This window comes from Lysinibacillus sp. GW821-FHT14F06 (assembly GCF_058803665.1).
The window spans coordinates 95,777-113,539 of the sequence record NZ_JBXAPF010000006.1; the positions used below are offsets into that span (position 1 = coordinate 95,777).

15 protein-coding genes and 1 pseudogene are annotated in these 17,763 nt (G+C 36.7%); 2 read left to right on the forward strand and 14 right to left on the reverse strand.

The window, feature by feature from the left end; genetic code table 11:
* Positions 1-314: 314 nt before the first annotated feature.
* The 6 genes from AC1RNS_RS07610 to lplA form a co-directional block, all read right to left on the reverse strand.
* Positions 315-2,249: an FtsX-like permease family protein gene (locus AC1RNS_RS07610; RefSeq protein ID WP_492991697.1), complete on the reverse strand. Its 1,935-nt coding sequence runs from the start codon at positions 2,247-2,249 to the stop codon at positions 315-317.
* On the reverse strand, positions 2,221-2,997 hold the full coding sequence (locus AC1RNS_RS07615; protein WP_492991698.1) for an ABC transporter ATP-binding protein: 777 nt from the start codon (positions 2,995-2,997) through the stop codon (positions 2,221-2,223). Before AC1RNS_RS07615 ends, AC1RNS_RS07610 begins: the two co-directional genes overlap by 29 nt.
* Before the next feature lie 11 nt (positions 2,998-3,008).
* A complete protein-coding gene (locus AC1RNS_RS07620) occupies positions 3,009-3,434 on the reverse strand; it encodes a hypothetical protein (RefSeq protein WP_492991699.1) in 426 nt (141 codons plus the stop codon).
* A gap of 11 nt (positions 3,435-3,445) precedes the next feature.
* On the reverse strand, positions 3,446-4,429 hold the full coding sequence (locus tag AC1RNS_RS07625) for a sensor histidine kinase (protein WP_492991700.1): 984 nt from the start codon (positions 4,427-4,429) through the stop codon (positions 3,446-3,448).
* Complete coding sequence (locus AC1RNS_RS07630; protein ID WP_427541071.1) at positions 4,429-5,133, reverse strand: response regulator transcription factor; 705 nt, start codon at positions 5,131-5,133, stop codon at positions 4,429-4,431. The genes AC1RNS_RS07625 and AC1RNS_RS07630 overlap by 1 nt, the downstream gene beginning before the upstream one ends.
* 134 nt (positions 5,134-5,267) lie before the next feature.
* Positions 5,268-6,260: a lipoate--protein ligase gene (lplA, locus tag AC1RNS_RS07635; RefSeq protein WP_492991701.1), complete on the reverse strand. Its 993-nt coding sequence runs from the start codon at positions 6,258-6,260 to the stop codon at positions 5,268-5,270.
* 144 nt (positions 6,261-6,404) lie between these two features.
* On the opposite strand from lplA, the gene yhfH reads away from it, so the two are divergent.
* Positions 6,405-6,530 carry a protein YhfH gene (gene yhfH, locus AC1RNS_RS07640; RefSeq protein ID WP_012292204.1) on the forward strand — a complete coding sequence of 42 codons (126 nt, stop codon included), beginning with the start codon at positions 6,405-6,407 and terminating at the stop codon, positions 6,528-6,530.
* A gap of 744 nt (positions 6,531-7,274) precedes the next feature.
* On the opposite strand, the gene AC1RNS_RS07645 is transcribed toward yhfH, so the two are convergent.
* The 6 genes from AC1RNS_RS07645 to AC1RNS_RS07670 form a co-directional block, all read right to left on the reverse strand.
* Positions 7,275-9,464 carry a YhgE/Pip family protein gene (locus AC1RNS_RS07645; protein ID WP_492991702.1) on the reverse strand — a complete coding sequence of 730 codons (2,190 nt, stop codon included), beginning with the start codon at positions 9,462-9,464 and terminating at the stop codon, positions 7,275-7,277.
* Between the two features lie 117 nt (positions 9,465-9,581).
* Complete coding sequence (locus AC1RNS_RS07650; RefSeq protein WP_427541059.1) at positions 9,582-10,154, reverse strand: TetR/AcrR family transcriptional regulator; 573 nt, start codon at positions 10,152-10,154, stop codon at positions 9,582-9,584.
* Positions 10,155-10,274: 120 nt separating this feature from the next.
* The gene (locus AC1RNS_RS07655) at positions 10,275-10,793 is read right to left on the reverse strand and encodes a FixH family protein (RefSeq protein WP_492991703.1); all 519 of its coding nucleotides are present in this window, start codon (positions 10,791-10,793) and stop codon (positions 10,275-10,277) included.
* Positions 10,794-12,185 carry a sensor histidine kinase gene (locus AC1RNS_RS07660; protein ID WP_492991704.1) on the reverse strand — a complete coding sequence of 464 codons (1,392 nt, stop codon included), beginning with the start codon at positions 12,183-12,185 and terminating at the stop codon, positions 10,794-10,796. It lies immediately after the preceding gene.
* Entirely contained in the window at positions 12,182-12,865 is a 684-nt protein-coding gene (locus AC1RNS_RS07665; RefSeq protein ID WP_492991705.1) for a response regulator transcription factor, read from the reverse strand. The genes AC1RNS_RS07660 and AC1RNS_RS07665 overlap by 4 nt, the downstream gene beginning before the upstream one ends.
* A complete protein-coding gene (locus tag AC1RNS_RS07670) occupies positions 12,862-13,830 on the reverse strand; it encodes a YncE family protein (protein WP_492991706.1) in 969 nt (322 codons plus the stop codon). The genes AC1RNS_RS07665 and AC1RNS_RS07670 overlap by 4 nt, the downstream gene beginning before the upstream one ends.
* A gap of 186 nt (positions 13,831-14,016) precedes the next feature.
* On the opposite strand from AC1RNS_RS07670, the pseudogene AC1RNS_RS07675 reads away from it, so the two are divergent.
* A pseudogene (locus AC1RNS_RS07675) lies at positions 14,017-15,101 on the forward strand (glycosyltransferase family 2 protein).
* 244 nt (positions 15,102-15,345) lie between these two features.
* Here AC1RNS_RS07675 and hemY read toward each other — a convergent pair.
* Both hemY and hemH read right to left on the reverse strand, forming a co-directional pair.
* Positions 15,346-16,764, reverse strand: a complete 1,419-nt coding sequence (gene hemY, locus AC1RNS_RS07680; protein WP_492991833.1) for a protoporphyrinogen oxidase — start codon at positions 16,762-16,764, stop codon at positions 15,346-15,348.
* 14 nt (positions 16,765-16,778) lie between these two features.
* On the reverse strand, positions 16,779-17,699 hold the full coding sequence (hemH, locus tag AC1RNS_RS07685) for a ferrochelatase (RefSeq protein ID WP_492991707.1): 921 nt from the start codon (positions 17,697-17,699) through the stop codon (positions 16,779-16,781).
* Positions 17,700-17,763: the final 64 nt, after the last annotated feature.

The following is a 17,763-nucleotide window of genomic DNA, read 5'->3' on the forward strand; positions in this document are numbered from 1 at the left end:
CTTTGCTTTCGCTACAGATAAACAATGCGTCCAGATTTTGAATTGTGCTTGTAAAATTCAATCCTTTGAAAATCCGTGACATCCGCCAGAGGCCTTATCTTCATTCAGTAGATGTTTGGATATCCCTTGAAAAGGAATTACACCCGCATCCATATCACCACCTCAGAGGTGGGAGTCTTCTACTGAATGAAGATAAAATGAATCGTTATTCAGTATTATTATATAAGAAATATAACTAAAAGACAATGAAACTTTTTATTTCATGTCAAAAATACCGTCAAATAATTCATTTTTTTCTCTTTTATACATTATCTTTACGAACGAATATGGGAGATGTAGCGCCAGCGAATTAAATAAAAATAGATTACTTGTATTAAAACAAAGAAACCAAATGCAAAGAAAACTTCCTTAGCTATGGAAATATTAGCAATATCCTTTAAAATACTTTGAACCATTAGAAAGGCAAAGGCACTATGCATCATTGCTACACCCCATGGCAAGAAAAATTGCGGGAAAAGATGCCGATTCACTAACTTTTTAAGCTCTGTATCTGTTAAGCCCATCCTTTTTAAAACATCAAATTTACGCTTTTCTCGTTCAAGAGAGGTATGCAATTTAAAATAAATAAAACTGCCTGCAGCTAATAAAAATACTGTTGCCACCAGAACCCCTACTAATGTAAATAATGAGTAGGTAGCTAATATATAAGAATAATTTAATCCTGCGTTTTCAAAATAGAATGGGCTAAATTTACCCTTCTTTTTGAAATATTGAGATACAGCTATCTCATCAATATCACCGCCAATATCCTTTGTTTCCATCCATTGAGGAATATAAAAAGTGAATAAATGATAAACAGGCTGCTCAATATCTTTATTAACAATCGGCTTAATTAGTCTGGCAAAATCCTCATCACTTATAATAATTGAATTGACACTGACAATGGAGCCAGGGAATATGATTTTAGGATAAACACTATCTATAGTAATGGGGATAGAATTTTCCTCCAAAATAGTTTGCACAACTTTATTTTTTAATTTTTGTAAGGAATCCTCCGAATAGGGTATGAACACAGCTTCTCCTGATGCCAAATCAAGCAATGGATAGCTAAAGGATGATAGTAATACATTCATATCTGATTCTCTAAAAACTTCTACTTCATTATGTGTAAAAGAGGAAGTCTGCTTTACTACAACGAAACGGGATAAGTGATATGATAAACCTTTTTCCTCTAACTGAATTCGTAAAGAGTTAATATGATTTCGTTCATATGGATTATCCACATCTCCCTTATACACAAGCCCTAGTGGGTTTAAACGATCATACTGAGTCGTATACGAAGACATTGTCGCTAAAACACCAACCGATAAAAATGCTAAGGTTGATACCATCGTTACAACAAAAAACATTTTCACATTATCCATCATAATGTGGGTTTGCTCTGCTAATGAAAGTAGGCGATAGCGCTGCCAATGAAATTTTCGTTTACCGCGGGCTACATCTAGAAAGCAAGGAAGGGAATCACTGAAAAAATAATAGGTTCCAAAGGTCGCTGAAAACGGAATTAATAGGGTCAATCCAATTAATGATGTATTCGCAACGATAAACGCTAGAATATATGTGGATAAAACGAGGGCAATACCATATATTGCTCGGACTTTCGAATAAGTGGAACCTTTATTTAAATAGTCATTCCCTTTAATAAGATCACGTAACTTTCTTTCACGAGTAAAGTACACGCTGATAAACGAGATGACCACAAAAGCACTAGTAAAGACACCTATTGTTAGCAAAAATGGCTGCCATGAAACATATAAGGGCAATTGATCTAAGTGTAAAATTTCTCGCACAATCATGAAAAAGAATTTTGAGAAAGAGAAGCCAAATATAATGCCAACAATAATGGAACCTGATCCTATTATCATCGTTTCTAAAAAAACTAATCTATTCATCTGGCGTCTTTCCATACCTAGATGCAATAAAATCGCAAATTCATGTGATCTGGCCTCTAAAAATGCACTCATCGAATAATACAAAAAGAAAAGTGTAAAAAGGACAAGTACGATTTCAGCACCAATCATCCCAATTAGCGATACCTCACCTAAAATTCCTCGTTCAATATCTGGATGAAACATAAGCATGGAATAGATAAAAAACACAGCCACAGAAAAAAAGCTTGCCATGAAAAAGGCTCCGTAAATACGGCTGTTCCGTACGACATTACGGTAAGCGAATTGTCGAAAGGTCACCTACTTGTCCTCCTCCTAGTAAGCTTAAAACATTTAATATACGTTGGAAAAACATTTGACGGCGATCATCCTTATAAATTTCATTGAAAAATTCCCCATCCTTAATAAATAACACACGATCACAGTAGCTAGCTGCAATCGGATCATGTGTGACCATGACTATCGTCGTTTGTTTTTCCTTATTGATTTTTGTTAGAAGTTCAAGTACATCACGGGAAGAATTCGAATCTAAATTACCAGTTGGCTCATCCGCTAAAATCAAACTTGGATTATGAATAAGTGCTCGTCCAATTGCTGTTCTTTGTGCTTGCCCTCCAGATATTTCATTTGGTCGTTTTTGCAAGAACGAAGTTAAATCTAGCTTTTCAACAATACCTGCCAAACGTTCCTCCATAACTTCTAATGGTTGTTGATCCAATGTTAGCGGCAACACAATATTTTCTTCAACAGTCAGCATATGCAGCAGATTAAAATCCTGAAAAACGAAACCTAACTGTCTCCTTCTGAAGTAGGCAAGCTCTGTTGCATTTAGCTTATGCGGATTTAAACCGTCTAAAATAATTTCACCACTAGTTGGTTCATCAATCGTAGAAATAATATTTAATAATGTAGTTTTTCCGCTTCCTGATGGACCCATGACTGCTAAAAACTCGCCCTCTTCAACATCAAAGCTTAGTTGATTCAGCGCACGATGTGTTACTTTACCTTCATAAACCTTTGTCACATCTTTTATTTGTAAAATAGGCATATCTTTTCACCTTATTTCTTAATTAGTTCCAGAGATTCTGGTAATAGCCATTGCAAGACTACCTCAAAACCAATTTGAAAATGTGGCTCTGCAATAGATGTCTGATCATCGTCCTCAACAAGACTAAAGCAATGATTGCCAACAACAACATCCCAAGCGTCCATTTCCCCTTCAATGACTTCTCCACAAACCATATAATGCCCACTATACATCACCTGTTCACCGTCCACAGGAAAAGCATTTAGTAAAGTTGGTTTATGTAAGTCTAGCCCAAGACAATTTGAAAAATGCATAACTTCTGCATCAAGCAAAAGACTAGCCTTACGAAAATTTTTGCAGCATAGACATTCACAAGCATCGTGATTTGATTCGATAAATGCTTCCATTTTTTCGCTCTCTATATTCAAAATCCATTCATTAATACGTACCTCTTTCATCCTTGCTCCCCCTAATTCGTAAATGTCACAGTAACGATTGTTCCTTTTCCCACCTCTGATGTAATATTTAATTCGTGCCCTAGCTTTTCACAAATCTCTTTAGCTAAATATAAGCCCATACCTGTAGACTCCCCTGTTTTACGACCATTTTCTCCTGTGAAAAAGGCTTTTGTGACACGCGAAAGATCTGAGGCAGGAATACCAATACCTTCATCGCAAATAGCTAACTGAACATAGTCATCCCTTTTCACAGCAGAAATAACTATTTTTTTATTGGCTTCAAAAGTATATTTAACAGCATTGGTTACAAATTGCCCAATAATAAACCGAAGCCATTTAGAGTCACTTGCTACAATTATGTCCTCCTCGATATGAATTTCGGGAAAAACTCTTTTCGTAATAAATAAACGTTTATTTTCATTTACAGTTGCAGTAACAATTGTTTTTAATGCCACTTGCTCTACTTGCATGTCCTCCTCGAAGTTCTCCAATCGAGCATTCACAAGCACCATGTCTAAGCCTCTTCGTAAACGATCAATCTCCTCCTGTACATTTCTTTTATCAAGTGGGCGATCATCCTGCAATAAAAGCTCAATTACAGATATGGGTGTTTTCATTTGATGCACCCATTGATTCATAAATTGGTCGTGTCGTTTTTGACTTGCATACAATGAGTGGAGCTCATGCTGGTAAAGTCGATATAGCTCATGCATATATTTCTCAGTCTGTATTGCTTCCGGTGTTTTAGCGTTTTTTTGGAGTACATCCTCCATCATTTTTGGAAGCTGAGAGATTTTCAATAAATAACGCTGGCGCATTAAATAGCGGGCAAGTAAGAAAGAGGCTAGCAATACTAGACTAATACAGAAGGAGTATATTGCAGTATCAACGTTTCGAAAACCGTCGAGCCCATATAAGATCATGATGAACCCAACCAATAGTAGCTGGAACACAATGAACGAAGCGTAATCACGCAAAAATAATTTCCATCCCACTATAGCTCACCTGCGCTTAGCATAAAGCGATATCCTGCACCGCGTACTGTCTCGATTGTTGATGAAATATGATAATCCGCAAGTTTTTTACGAACCCTTGTCATATTAACGTTCAATGTATTTTCATCCACAAAAGCCTGATCATCCCAGAGCTCTTCTAGCAATTGCTCACGGGTAACTACTTTCGGTGCATTACCCATTAGCAGCTCTAAAATAATACATTCCTTTTTCTGAAGGGGTATCTCTAAATCATTTTTATGAAGCTCCATTCTCTCTAAATGAAGAATTAGCTGTCCCTGCTTTATCGTACGTTCCTCTTGTCTTGCAGCATATTCACCATATGTACGGCGCAAATGACTTCTAATTTTTGCCAGCACAATTTCATAGTTAAACGGCTTTGTGATAAAATCATCGCCGCCATTTTCCAATGCGAATATTTGGTCCATTTCCCCTGAACGGGCAGAAATAAATATAATCGGACAAGTTGTATGCTGACGTAATTGACGACACCAATAGTAGCCATCGTACGCAGGTAAATTTATATCAAGCAACACCATATGTGGGTTAAATGCTGTAAACTCTTCAATGAGATGATCAAATTCTTTAATTGTTTCAACTTCGTATTGATATTTTCTAAGTGTTTCCGCAAGCAATGATGCAATCTTCACATCATCTTCGACAATAAATATCCGATGCTTCTGCATACCAACACTCCTTTCTACTCTATATTGTACCAAAAAAAGGTTCGACGACATAATTGTCAGCGAACCTTTAATATAAAAGATCATTTGCCCGAAATGTGATGTCTTAGGCACTCGTCTTTTTCAATAAACTTTACTCAATAAATTAATTGTAAAAACTCTTCAGTTGTAATTCCACCAAAGTATGTTGGAATATCAATATCCGCTAACGCTTCAGCAATCGCTGAACGATTATAGTTTGTCCCAACTAATCGTTGTGCCACATCCGCCATGTCTCCTACACCGAAGAAATCACCAAAAATATGCGCTTCTTCAATAATGCCATGATTTACTTCTAAGCGAATATCAATGCCTCCTGTTGGGAAACGATGTGTTTTTTGAATATTAAAGCGTGGTGATTTACCATAGTTCCACTCCCAAGTTTGATAACGTTCATCAGATAGTCTATGAATATTTGCCCAATCTTCCTCGGTTAGATCATAGTAACGAATATTTTCTTCACCATCAAAAATGGATTTTAAAATTTCTAATCGGAACTCTTCAACAGTCATCTTATCCTTCAAAAATTCAGAGATATTAGCCACTCGTGAGCGGATTGATTTAATTCCCTTGGATTCTATCTTATCCTTCTTCACTTTTAGAGCAGACACAACAGCGTCGATTTCTGTATCAAACATCAATGTCCCATGACTAAACATTCGTCCCTTCGTAGAGAATTGTGCGTTTCCAGAAACCTTACGTCCCTCTGCTAAAATATCATTACGCCCCGAAAGCTCTGCATTTACACCCATTTTAGCCAGTGCATCTACAACAGGCTGTGTGAATTTTTTATAATTCATAAAGCTTTCGCCATCATCTTTGGTAATAAAGCTAAAGTTAAGATTCCCTAAATCATGATACACAGCACCACCGCCAGATAGCCGTCGCACAACAATAATACCATTGTCCTCCACATAATCTGTATTAATCTCTTCAATAGTATTTTGATTTTTCCCAATGATGATGGAAGGCTGGTTTATGTAAAAAAGGAGTACAGGTTCCTTTTCAACATCCATTGTTTTTAATAAGTACTCCTCAATGGCAAGGTTAATGCGTGGGTCATGAATTCCTTTATTATCAACAAAAATCATTATTTACTTTTCCTCCTTCACAAAATATCCATATTTATTTTAACGCAAATTAGGCATTTTGTGTTGACGAAAAGCATCTGTTATAATACACTAAGAAATATCAAAACAGTAATAGTACAGATGAACTTAAAGGAGGAGTCCACAATGTTAGAAAACGTAGTTGAATTTTTCAAGAACTTACCTGCAAAGCAATGCACAGAATGCGGTGAAAAAATTGAAGAGCAAAGTGAATGCTACAGCAACACTTGTGAAAAATGTAACCACCTATAAGCATTTGCCTATTCTGTAATATTGTCATTTACGTGCCCCACACGTACCATTAATGACACCCCTCATCATTTTTGATGAACCCTTAATTAAATCTCTTACACTTACAAAACAACAGCTGATACGCTCATATCAGCTGTTGTTTTTTTATTGTTGTTTCCAGGATCTAGGAGATTTTCCCATTACCTAGGTAGAGGAGACTTACTGCCTGAGCGAAATTCTACTTAGCATGAGCAGTTTTTTTTCACCCGAGCAGGTTTACCTCTTAGCCGAGCGAATTTTTTCTCAACCTGAGCAGTTTTTCCTTTCACCTGAGCGAATCTTCTCTCAACCTGAGCAGGTTTACCTCCCACCTGAGCGAATTTCCTCTCAACCTGAGCAGGTCTGCCTCTCACCCGAGCAAATTTTCTCTCAACCTGAGCAGGTCTGCCCCTCACCCGAGCAAATTTTCTCTCAACCTGAGCAGTTTTCCCTCCCACCCGAGCGAATTCCTCTCAACCTGAGCAGGTCTGCCTCCCACCCGAGCGAATTTCCTCTCAACCTGAGCAGGTCTGCCTCTCACCCGAGCAAATTTTCTCTCAACCTGAGCAGGTCTGCCTTCTACCTGAGCGAATCCTCCCCATGCCTGAGCGGACCTCCCCTCCCCCTGAGAAATTTCTCATAATAGCCAAGTCTTTGAAAATACTCAATACAATAGCAACATAAAAACACCCACCATTTAGTTGGTGGGTGCAAAGTAGTTGAATTTTAATTTTCTTCGGCTACTTTGGAATAGCGTTTTGTGTGTAGTAACATGAAGTATCCGAAAGTAATCGCTAAGAATGCAACTAGGAAGCCTAATAGTACGCCGTAGTTTTGCATTAAGAAAGACATATCGCCTGTAGAAATGCTTGATTTAAAGGCTTGAACAGTATATGTCATTGGTAATAGTTTGTTAAATACTTGTAATGGTGATGGGATTAACTCTAGTGGGAATGTTCCCGCACTTGTTGTTAATTGTAAAATCAGAACAACAATTGCTATAAAGCGTCCTGGATCACCGAAAATGGACACTAACATTTGAATTAAAGCTAAGAAAACATAGCTTGTTAATAATGCTGTTAATACGAAGTATCCTAAATTATTTACTTCAAGACCAAGTCCCCATTTAACAATAACCACTGTTAATATAGTTTGAACTAAGCCGACGATTGCTAATACTGACACCTTACTTGTAAACCAAGTTGCCCCATTTTTCGGACGAATAGCTGGCTCTACAAGTGGGAACACGATGGAGATTAATAATGCTCCGACGAATAAGCCAAGAGAAATAAAGTATGGAGCGAAGCCCGTTCCGTAGTTTGGCACATGGTTAACGGATTCCTTATCGACTTGAACTGGACTACCTACCATATCATATGTGTCTTTATTTGCATGTACTTCATTTGCTTTCTCACTTGCTTCTCCTAATTTGCCAGATAAAGTTGATGTACCATCTGCAAGCTCAGTTGAACCATCTGCAAGTGTTGCAGAGCCTTGTGCTAGCTCTCCAGATTTTGAGGCAAGTGTAGATGTACCTTGATTTAAGGTTGTTGTCCCATTCGCTAACTCATTTAAACCAGATGCTAGTGTTTTAGAACCTGTTACTGCTGTATTCACACCAGCATTTAATTCACCTAATTTTGCTGCTAATGTCGTATTACCTGCTTGGAGACCTTTTGCACCTTCCATTAAAGCACTGCTCTTTGCTGTTAACGCGTTAGCACCTGCTAGCACTTCTGACTGACCTGCTGCAATTTGAGTTGCTCCAGTGCTAACTTGATTTGCACCAGCTTGTAATTTTTCTGTGCCTGCTGATAACGAATTTAAACCATTATGCACGTTTGCACTTCCAGCTTGAAGTTCTGCTAATGTTTGCTTTAATACTGCAGCTTGCTCTTCAGGCATTGAAGCCAACATACCTTGTAATTGATTAGATAAGGCTGTAATTCCTGCCTCTACTTTTGCAGAACCCGCTGTTAATTGGTTTGCTGCACCATTTAATGCACCAGCGTTTTCAGCAATAGAAGCTGCACCTGTACTAATCTGCTGTTGTTTATCATTTAAAGTGTTTAAACCTGCTTCCACTTTCGCAACACCCTGTGTATATTGCGTTAAACCTTGCTCAAGACTTGTAGCACCATTTGCTGCTTGTTGCGCACCTTTTTGTAATTGCACTGTACCATCCTGAAGCTTTACTAAACCAGTAGATAAATCATTTGCACCTTTAGCGGCATCTCCAGCACCTTTTGTAATTTTATCTGTACCATTTGATAATTCAATTGTGCTTGATGCCAGCTGTTCAAGATAACCTTTTAAATCTTTCGCACCATTAGCAACTTTTTGAGCACCTTCATCTAGCTTATTAGAGCCATCAGCGGCCTCTGTAAAGCCATCCCCAAGTGTTGCAATGGAATCAAATAATTTTTCTGCATAAGTTGCTGAAACCTGTGCATTTACTTCCGCACGTACACGATCCATTGCCGTTTCACCAATCTGTGCACCAAGGAAGTTTAATCCTTCATTCGGAATATAGTTCATCACTAATTTAGAAGGTTTGTCATCTAATAGTGTTGTAGCATGCTCAGAGAAATTTGTTGGAATTTCTAAAATCATGTAATAGTCACGGCCATTTAAGCCTTTTTCAGCCTGTTCTTTAGATACCTCAATAAAGTTAAATTGCTCACTATCAACAAGCTTTTCAACCAAGGTGTCACCTAAATCTAATTTTACCTCATCCATTTTAGCACCCTTATCTTCATTGACAATTGCTACTGGCAGGTTAGGTAGACCTGCATATGGATCCCAGAAAGCCCATAAAAACATGCCTGCATACATGACTGGAATAAATAATACAGCAATGATTGACACAAGCATTTTTCTTGTTTTCAAGATTTTCAGCCATTCAGCTTTAATCATAAAATTACCTCACTCCTATACTAGTTGACCGAAAACGTCAATCGGTCATTTAAATTCAAAAAAAATCGAAACCTTCCAGTGAATAGACTGGTACTTAATCCAATTAAAATTGCCGAATCAAGTTAAAAGTAGTCCACGGAAGATTGTTTCTTTAAAAAGATTTAAAATCTTTTCCTCTGGTATCATGTCGCCATGCAGTTCATGCCAATCAACAACAAATGCTAGATATGCCTTTAGCAACAGATAGCTCACTAATTCTGCATCACAGTCTCTAATCTCACCTTTATCAATACGCCTTTGAATTAACTCAGCAACATACGATAAAATCTCAGTCTCGATACGGATGAGAACTTGTTTGACAGCTGGCGTTCGTAATTCTTTTTCCTCCTCTAATAACTTCGCAAATAAAAGATGTTTTTCACGGAACTGTAGCATTTTCATTAAAGCATTATGTGCATTGTCCATAAAACTCGCTGATGCATCCAACACTGCATCTGCTTCTGCCTTCATCTCTCGTACAAGTGACATAGCTATCTCTTGAAATAAAATTTCTTTATTTGCAAAGAATGTATAAATCGTTCCCTTACCGACATTAGCAATTTTCGCTACTTGCTCCATCGTTGTCGCCTTGTAACCAAACAATGTAAAAGATTTTGCAGCTGCTTCAAGAATTTCCTGCCTACGATCCATTAATAACATCCTTTCTTGTTAGGTTATGTACATTCTTAGTACACAGAAACAAAATGACCAGAAAACCATTTCGGTCATCTGGTCATTATCATATTCCTATTTTAACAATAATGCAAGTGTTTAATGATGATTTTTTTCATTTTTTTCTTGATCGCTTTGCTCTGTATCATTATCGTGATTCATCATATTATTATCCATACTGTTATTCGCTTTGTCATCCTCTGGTACGATCTGTGACATATCAGGGTTTCCAGCTGTAATTTGTTGCTTAGGCATATTATGAACGCCATTAGCTGTTGTATGAGCATACATATAATAAACACCATCATGGTCAAATGTCGTTTCTGCTTTATAAACGCCATCCTTCTCTAAATTTCCTTCAATCATTTGCCCTTCATCACGTTTGCCAGATTCCCAAACCTCAAATTCCACAACAGCATTATCAACATTTTTTCCACCTTGCTCAACATGTGCAGCAAGTTCAATCGTTTCATTGATTGCTACTTCTTTTGCTGTTAAGATTTCAACATCTGGTATTTGAGGTACCTCAGGCTCCTTTAATGTTGTGGGTTCTTCTTTTTCCCCACATCCTACTAATAATGCTGGTACTGCTATTAATGCTAACAACCATTTTTTCATTTATTCTTCCTCCATTAATGGCAACGTAATTTTCACCGTTGTGCCCTTTTCTACTTTACTTTCAATTTCAATTTTACCGTATAGCTGTTTTAAAAGTTGCTCCACAATCGATAAGCCTAAGCCACTACCACCATCCTCTCGACCACGTGCCTTATTGACACGATAAAAACGCTCTGTCACATGTGGTAGGTCCTCCTGTGGAATACCAATTCCATAGTCCTTTATTGTAATCTGAGCACTGTTATGATTCTCTACAGCTACTATTTCTATCTTTGACTGCTCATTCGAGTAATTAATAGCATTTTCTATTATATTTATAAAAATTTGCTTCAACTTGATTTCATCTGCTTTGATAATTAAAGCATCATCAGCTTCTAATTTCAGTACTATCCTCTTTTTTTCTGCCTGATGAATTAATATTTTTTGAACTTCACGCAATGTTTCGGCAAGTGGAATTGGATATAGCGTGATTTCTGTTTGCTCATTCTCCATCCGAGCTAGTTGAAGCAGTTCATTTGTCAAACGCTCCATACGATTTGCCTCGCGAACAATCAGCTGAATGGTTTCTTCTTTTTGTTCTTCCTGTATGAAGCCATTATGCAATGCTTCACCATAGCCCTTCACATAACTAATAGGCGTTCGTAATTCATGAGAAACGGTAGCTAAAAACGTTTTTTGAGCCTCATCCTCTTGCTGTATAGACGCTGCCATTTTATTAAAGGTACTAGATAATCGCCCAATCTCATCTCTAGAATTAACCGGCACACGAGTCCCATAATTTCCATCCGACATTTCTTCTACAGCCCTTTGCAATTCACTTAATGGTCGCATTATATGGCGAATCCCTTTATAAATTAAAAAACTAATGACGATTAAAAATAATAGGGCGCTTCCAACTAGAAAAGTAACCTGTTCATTTGCTAACTCACTAATTTTTGCTAATGGAAAGTAAATATAGATGATGCCTTCAAGTCTATTTTGATCCACTAATGGAAGTACTACAGAAATAAGCTGTCTGTCAAATCGAGGTTCATATCCTATTTTTTGTACATAATGTCCTGCTAATAATTGCTGGCGATCCTCAGGACCAATCAATGTTTCATAATCAATATCGAATGGAACACAAGCGCTAAGCTCACGAGGATTTCTAACTGCAAAAATATTTAAATTTGAATAATTACTATAATGTTCAATATCTGCAATAAATTCATCTGTTACCTTTCCACCTGCATACATAGTTTGTAATTTTGTACCGACTTCAATCATCATATCTTCTGTGTCTTCCACATAAAGACGTTCATATAAAAAATCAGTCAAAACATACATAAATACAACCGTTATAATTAAAAAAGTAAAAATTAATATCCAAATACGAGTAGATATCTTTTTCATTCGTTTGCGTCAAAACGGTAGCCTACTCCCCAGACGGTTTGTACATATGCCGCGGCTTCCTTTCCAAGCTTCAATCGTAACGTTTTAATATGAGTATCCACTGTTCTTGTTCCACCAATATAATCAATATCCCAAATGCGTTCCAATAATTGTTCTCTTGTATACGCATTTCCTGGATTTTTCATAAATAGATGCAATAATTCAAATTCCTTTAGTGTGAGTGGAATGCTTTTATCATTCACTGATACTTTTCGAGATATTTCATCTAGCTTTATGGGTCCAGTAACGATATATTTTTGCTGTATTTCATTTATACTTGAGCCAGTTCTTCTCAAAACTGCACGTATACGAGCTAGTAGCTCCTCTACTGTGAATGGCTTGACAATATAATCATCCCCGCCAAGCGTTAGCCCCTTTACCTTATCTTCATTCGCGTCACGGGCAGTTAAAAATATGATTGGTACATTCGACATTGCTCGGATACTTTGACATACTACAAAGCCATCCTCATGCGGCATCATAACATCTAGTAGAACCAAATCAATTTGTTCACGAACAATAATATCATATGCCTCCATACCACTTGCTGCAGTAAAGGTTTCAAAATTAGAATTATTAAGCATCATCTCTATTAGATTGCGCATATCTCGCTCATCATCAACAATTAATACAGTTGTCACAATTTTTCCTCCCTTACTAACAGTTGAAATGCACCTTTTCCAACATCCACTGTTTTTTCTACATGACCATTCTTAATAAAATACAATGTGTGATCATCATATCCGGCAACCACAATATAGTTCTTAAATTGATTAACAACAAATGGGTTAGCCCCTACCTCTAGCTGCCATTTCACCTTACCATTAAAGTCAGCTACATATAATTCATTATGTCCATGACTAACCACAAGGACTGAGTCTTTCGTTTTTGTTAATCCTACAGGCATTAATGGCATCTCTATTTCTCCATGCAATTCACCTGTAGATAAATCATAACGTTTTACGGAGCTATTAGGTTTACTTCCATCACCATGCCCTCCAACCCACAATTCATTTGTTTCTTCTATTATTGTTAAACCATGTGCTGATTTTGGAATTACCCACTCCTGTTCAACTTTCAGATTTTTGACATTTAAAATTGATAATTTGGTATCTTTAAAATTTATGATATATAGCTTTTCCTTAAAAGCTGCCATGGACATAGGGTAATTACCTAACTGCTGTGAGGCAAGCTCATTTCCCTTCTCATCAAAGCTTGTCACTGTATTCGTAGTGCTATTCGTAATAAAGAATTGTTTATCATTTTCGGAATAATAAACATTTGTAGTACCAATCTTCACTTTTTTTGAATAGAGCTTTTCCCCAGTTGATAATGTATAAACATCAATTTTATCTAACTGATGACCGAACAATAAGATACGATCGTCTCCAAGTAATACTGCACCAGTATAAGCTTTATCAAACGACCATGTAGCTATTACCTTCCCCTGTTCATCTATAAAATCTAATGATGGTTCTTGTATATTTAAAGACGCAATAAAGTTCTGTTTGCTCTTGATAGGCTTAAAGGATAAATCTGTACAGCCAGCCAACCACACTACTAGAAGTAAAGAAAGAATGAAGAATGCAAACCTTTTCAACATCATCACCTCTGCCTCTTAACTATACTTCACATTTGTGAAATCCGAGTGAAACTTGATTGGTAATTCTATGACAAACCAACGCCATTATCAGATTCATTATAAATAACACTACTTTAACAAACATTTATCTAACTCTCCCCCTTTAATAAACATATACTACATGGATTCGGGTAAGGAGGCGTTTCAGTTATGGTGTCAATTAGCTTATGTATGATTGTAAAAAATGAGGAGGATGTCCTCGGTAGATGTTTGGCATCCGTTAAAGACTTAGTTGATGAGATTAATATTATTGATACTGGTTCTACTGATAATACGAAAGGGATCGCGAAGCAATTCACAGAGCGTGTTATTGATTTTAAATGGATTCACCATTTTGCAGCAGCATGAAATTTTTCATTTCAACAAGCAACAAAGGAGTACATTTTATGGCTTGATGCAGACGATGTATTTTTAGCGGAGGATCAGGAGAAATTTAAATTTGCTGAAAGGATCATTAAACTCCAATATAGATGCAGTTTCAATGAATTATCACTTAAGTTTTGATAGTGAGGGCAATGTAAGCTCTCTATTAAGAAGATATCGTTTAGTAAGAAAGGATAAACAATTTCAGTGGATAGGAGCTGTCCATGAATATTTAGAAGTCGGTGGCAATCTTTTAGATAGTGATGTTGCTGTCAGTCATTTACCACTCAGTCATGATCATAGCCGGAATATTAACATCTATAGGCAACTCGTCCCATCTGGAGAACCTCTCTCCCCGTGATACCTTTTATTACGCAAATGAATTACTGGATCATGAACAATTCGATGATGCTTTATTTTACTATGAAACATTTTTAACCTCCAAATTGGGCTGGGTGGAAGATAATATTCAAGCCTGCTATAAATTAGCAGATTGCTATTTCAATTTAAAAGATAAAGAAAATTATTTGAGCTCTATACTAAGAAGCTTTGAATACGATATTCCTCGCCCAGAAGCATGTTGCAGACTCGGATTCCACTTTGTGGAACAATTTAAAAATTACGAAGCTATATTTTGGTACGAACAAGCTCTCGTCATTAAACAAAACCCAAACGCCCCATTCCAAAATAAAACCTATACTACGTGGTTACCTCATTTACAACTTTGTGTACTTTTTGACGGTTTACAACAATACGAATTAGCCAATGCCCATAACGAATTAGCTAGATCCTTTATTCCAAACGATGAAAAAGTTTTACACACTAAAAAGTATTTTGAAGGTATTTTAATTAAAGAGCATAAGAACTCCTAATAAATTAAGCTATATATTTTGAAAGCTATAATCTAGTATAAAACCAAACCAATATTCATTAAAAATTTTCAAAATAATCTGTATCACACATTCGGTTCTGCTGGGGTTACAGGTACTACTGGTTAAAATAATTGGTAATAGAAATAGCAAGTTTGCTGTTTCTTTTTGTTTTTTTAAACTTACATAAATACAAAAAATAGTACGAACTTAATGATTAAAGTTCGTACTATTGCTCTTCTATTATTTAAAATATTTCCTTTAACACTTCTTCTACAACATGTTTACCTTGTTGCACACATTCTGGTATGGATATTCCCTCAAATGAGCTACCTGCCAATTTTACAGTTGGAAAATGTTCTTGTAATTCTTGTTTTATGCTCTGGACTTTCGCCTCATGCCCAACAGTGTATTGCGGCATCGCATTTTTCCAACGTGTAACCACTGTCATTATTGGATTCCCATCTATACCTATAGTTTTATTTAAATCCTGTAACACAGTTTTCTCAATTTCAGTATCTGATAACGCTACAATCGCTTCGTCGCCCACTCGACCAATGTAACTGCGTAATAGCACATAATCGTCAGGTGAGGTACCTGGCCACTTACGATTCATCCAAGTACAGGAAGTTATTGAAAAATCGCTATTTCGGGAGACAAAAAACGATAGTGCATCCAGATCGCCTAATTGATCTTTTGTAAAAGCCATTGTCACAGTAGCAATAGTAGCTGCCTTCATCGTACTCAATTCAGTTAAAAGCTGTTGTTTACTAAACATTTTCTCTACGACATTAAATGGCGTGGCAATAATAACAGCATCCGCCTTAATTTGAGTAAAATTATTTAACACAACTTGAACTGAGCCATCTTTACGATGTTCAATCTCTTCGACCTTTACACCCTTCATTATTGATCCAGGAAGTAATGATTTTTCAAGTTCCTCGATAAGTGTCTCCAGACCATTATTAAAGGTTTGAAAAATCCCCTTATCCTTAGCAATAAGATTATTACTTAAAAAATTCGTACCAGACTTTTTCATTCCTAGTAAAAGGCTACGATATTTTTGTTCTAATCCATAAAGCTGTGGGAAGGTTGAACACATACTTAACTGCTCAATATCTCCTGCAAATGTTCCTGCAAGTAATGGTTCAACTAAATTTTCGACAATTTCTGCACCAAATCTTCTTCTGAAAAACTGCCCTAATGGCTGATCATCATTCTGTGCAGAGCGAGGAATAAAAAAATCCCCTGCTGCACGTATTTTTCCGCTAAGTGAAAATAAACCAGATGTAATAAATGACGAGACATGCGGTGTTGCTCCAGACAGAAGATTACTAGGAATTGGATAAAGATGACTACCAACAGCAATATAAGTCGGACCTGTGTTACTCGTAATTATTTCTTGTTCAATTCCTAAATCTTTTGCCAACGTATATACATAGTTCTCCCGATCAAAGAAAGATTCTGGTCCGCGCTCTATAATGAAACCATTTTTTCTAAGTGTTTGAATTTTTCCGCCAAGACGTAGTGACGACTCGACAAGTACGATATCTAAGGGCAATTCTTGTGCGCTTCCTTCTTTTTGCATATAGAACGCAGCTGTAAGACCAGTAATACCACCGCCTACAACAACTACCTTTCGTCTTTTCTGAGTCACCAACATCATCACTTTCTTTTCGCTTAGCTTAATTTTTTATGAATAGCATCTACCATCGCATCAATAAATAATGGATGTGTATTTGGCATAGCTGGACGATAGTATTTTGCCCCTAGTTCATCACAAACAACTTTACATTCAAAATCATTATCGTATAAAACTTCTAGATGTTCTGTTACAAAGCCAACTGGAGTGTAAACGAATGAACGGAAGCCTTTTTGCTCATATAGGTCACGAGTTAAGTCTTGAACATCTGGACCAATCCAAGGCTCTGGTGTTTGACCTGCTGATTGCCAACCAACTTCTACATTTTGTACACCAGTTGCTGCTTGGATTAAACGAGCTGTCTCGATTAATTGGTCTTCATATGGATCGCCTAACTCTTTTATTTTCTCTGGAAGCGAATGCGCAGATACGATTAAACATGCTTTTTCACGTTCTTCTTCAGACATACCATTAAATGTTTCGTTCACTTTATTTTTCCAATACTCTATGAATTTTGGTTCGTTGTACCAAGATTCTACAGAAGTAATGCTTAAACGATCTCCAGCCGCTTCTGCTGCACGTCCATTATAAGACTTGATAGAGAATGTTGAGAAATGAGGCGCTAATACAATAGTAATCGCTTCTTTAATACCCTCTGCTACCATCTGTTCTACAGCATCTTCGATAAATGGATGAATATGCTTTAAACCAATAAATAATTTGTATTCTACAGCATCTTGAACTTCATTTAATCGTGCACATAGAGCTTCTGCTTGAGCTTTTGTCGCCGCAGCAAGTGGTGATAATCCGCCGATTGCTTCATATCGACTACGTAAATCTTCTAAATGCTCTAGTGATGGTTTACGACCATGGCGAATATGCGTATAGTACGGTTCTATATCTTCTTCTTTATAAGGTGTTCCATATGCCATTACTAATAAGCCTTTGATTTCTTTCATTACCCTTTTCACCTCTAAATAATAGTTTGAATATATTTTTTCTTATAAATAATATGTGGCAAAA

What these genes read in the sequence shown, in the direction of transcription:
- AC1RNS_RS07615 (WP_492991698.1), bottom strand. Translation starts at nt 2,997, where the DNA reads ATGCCTATTTTACAAATAAAAGATGTGACAAAGGTTTATGAAGGTAAA.
- AC1RNS_RS07620 (WP_492991699.1), bottom strand. Translation starts at nt 3,434, where the DNA reads ATGAAAGAGGTACGTATTAATGAATGGATTTTGAATATAGAGAGCGAA.
- AC1RNS_RS07630 (WP_427541071.1), bottom strand. Translation starts at nt 5,133, where the DNA reads ATGCAGAAGCATCGGATATTTATTGTCGAAGATGATGTGAAGATTGCA.
- lplA (WP_492991701.1), bottom strand. Translation starts at nt 6,260, where the DNA reads ATGATTTTTGTTGATAATAAAGGAATTCATGACCCACGCATTAACCTT.
- yhfH (WP_012292204.1), top strand. Translation starts at nt 6,405, where the DNA reads ATGTTAGAAAACGTAGTTGAATTTTTCAAGAACTTACCTGCAAAGCAA.
- AC1RNS_RS07645 (WP_492991702.1), bottom strand. Translation starts at nt 9,464, where the DNA reads ATGATTAAAGCTGAATGGCTGAAAATCTTGAAAACAAGAAAAATGCTT.
- AC1RNS_RS07650 (WP_427541059.1), bottom strand. Translation starts at nt 10,154, where the DNA reads ATGGATCGTAGGCAGGAAATTCTTGAAGCAGCTGCAAAATCTTTTACA.
- AC1RNS_RS07655 (WP_492991703.1), bottom strand. Translation starts at nt 10,793, where the DNA reads ATGAAAAAATGGTTGTTAGCATTAATAGCAGTACCAGCATTATTAGTA.
- AC1RNS_RS07660 (WP_492991704.1), bottom strand. Translation starts at nt 12,185, where the DNA reads ATGAAAAAGATATCTACTCGTATTTGGATATTAATTTTTACTTTTTTA.
- AC1RNS_RS07670 (WP_492991706.1), bottom strand. Translation starts at nt 13,830, where the DNA reads ATGATGTTGAAAAGGTTTGCATTCTTCATTCTTTCTTTACTTCTAGTA.
- hemY (WP_492991833.1), bottom strand. Translation starts at nt 16,764, where the DNA reads ATGATGTTGGTGACTCAGAAAAGACGAAAGGTAGTTGTTGTAGGCGGT.
- hemH (WP_492991707.1), bottom strand. Translation starts at nt 17,699, where the DNA reads ATGAAAGAAATCAAAGGCTTATTAGTAATGGCATATGGAACACCTTAT.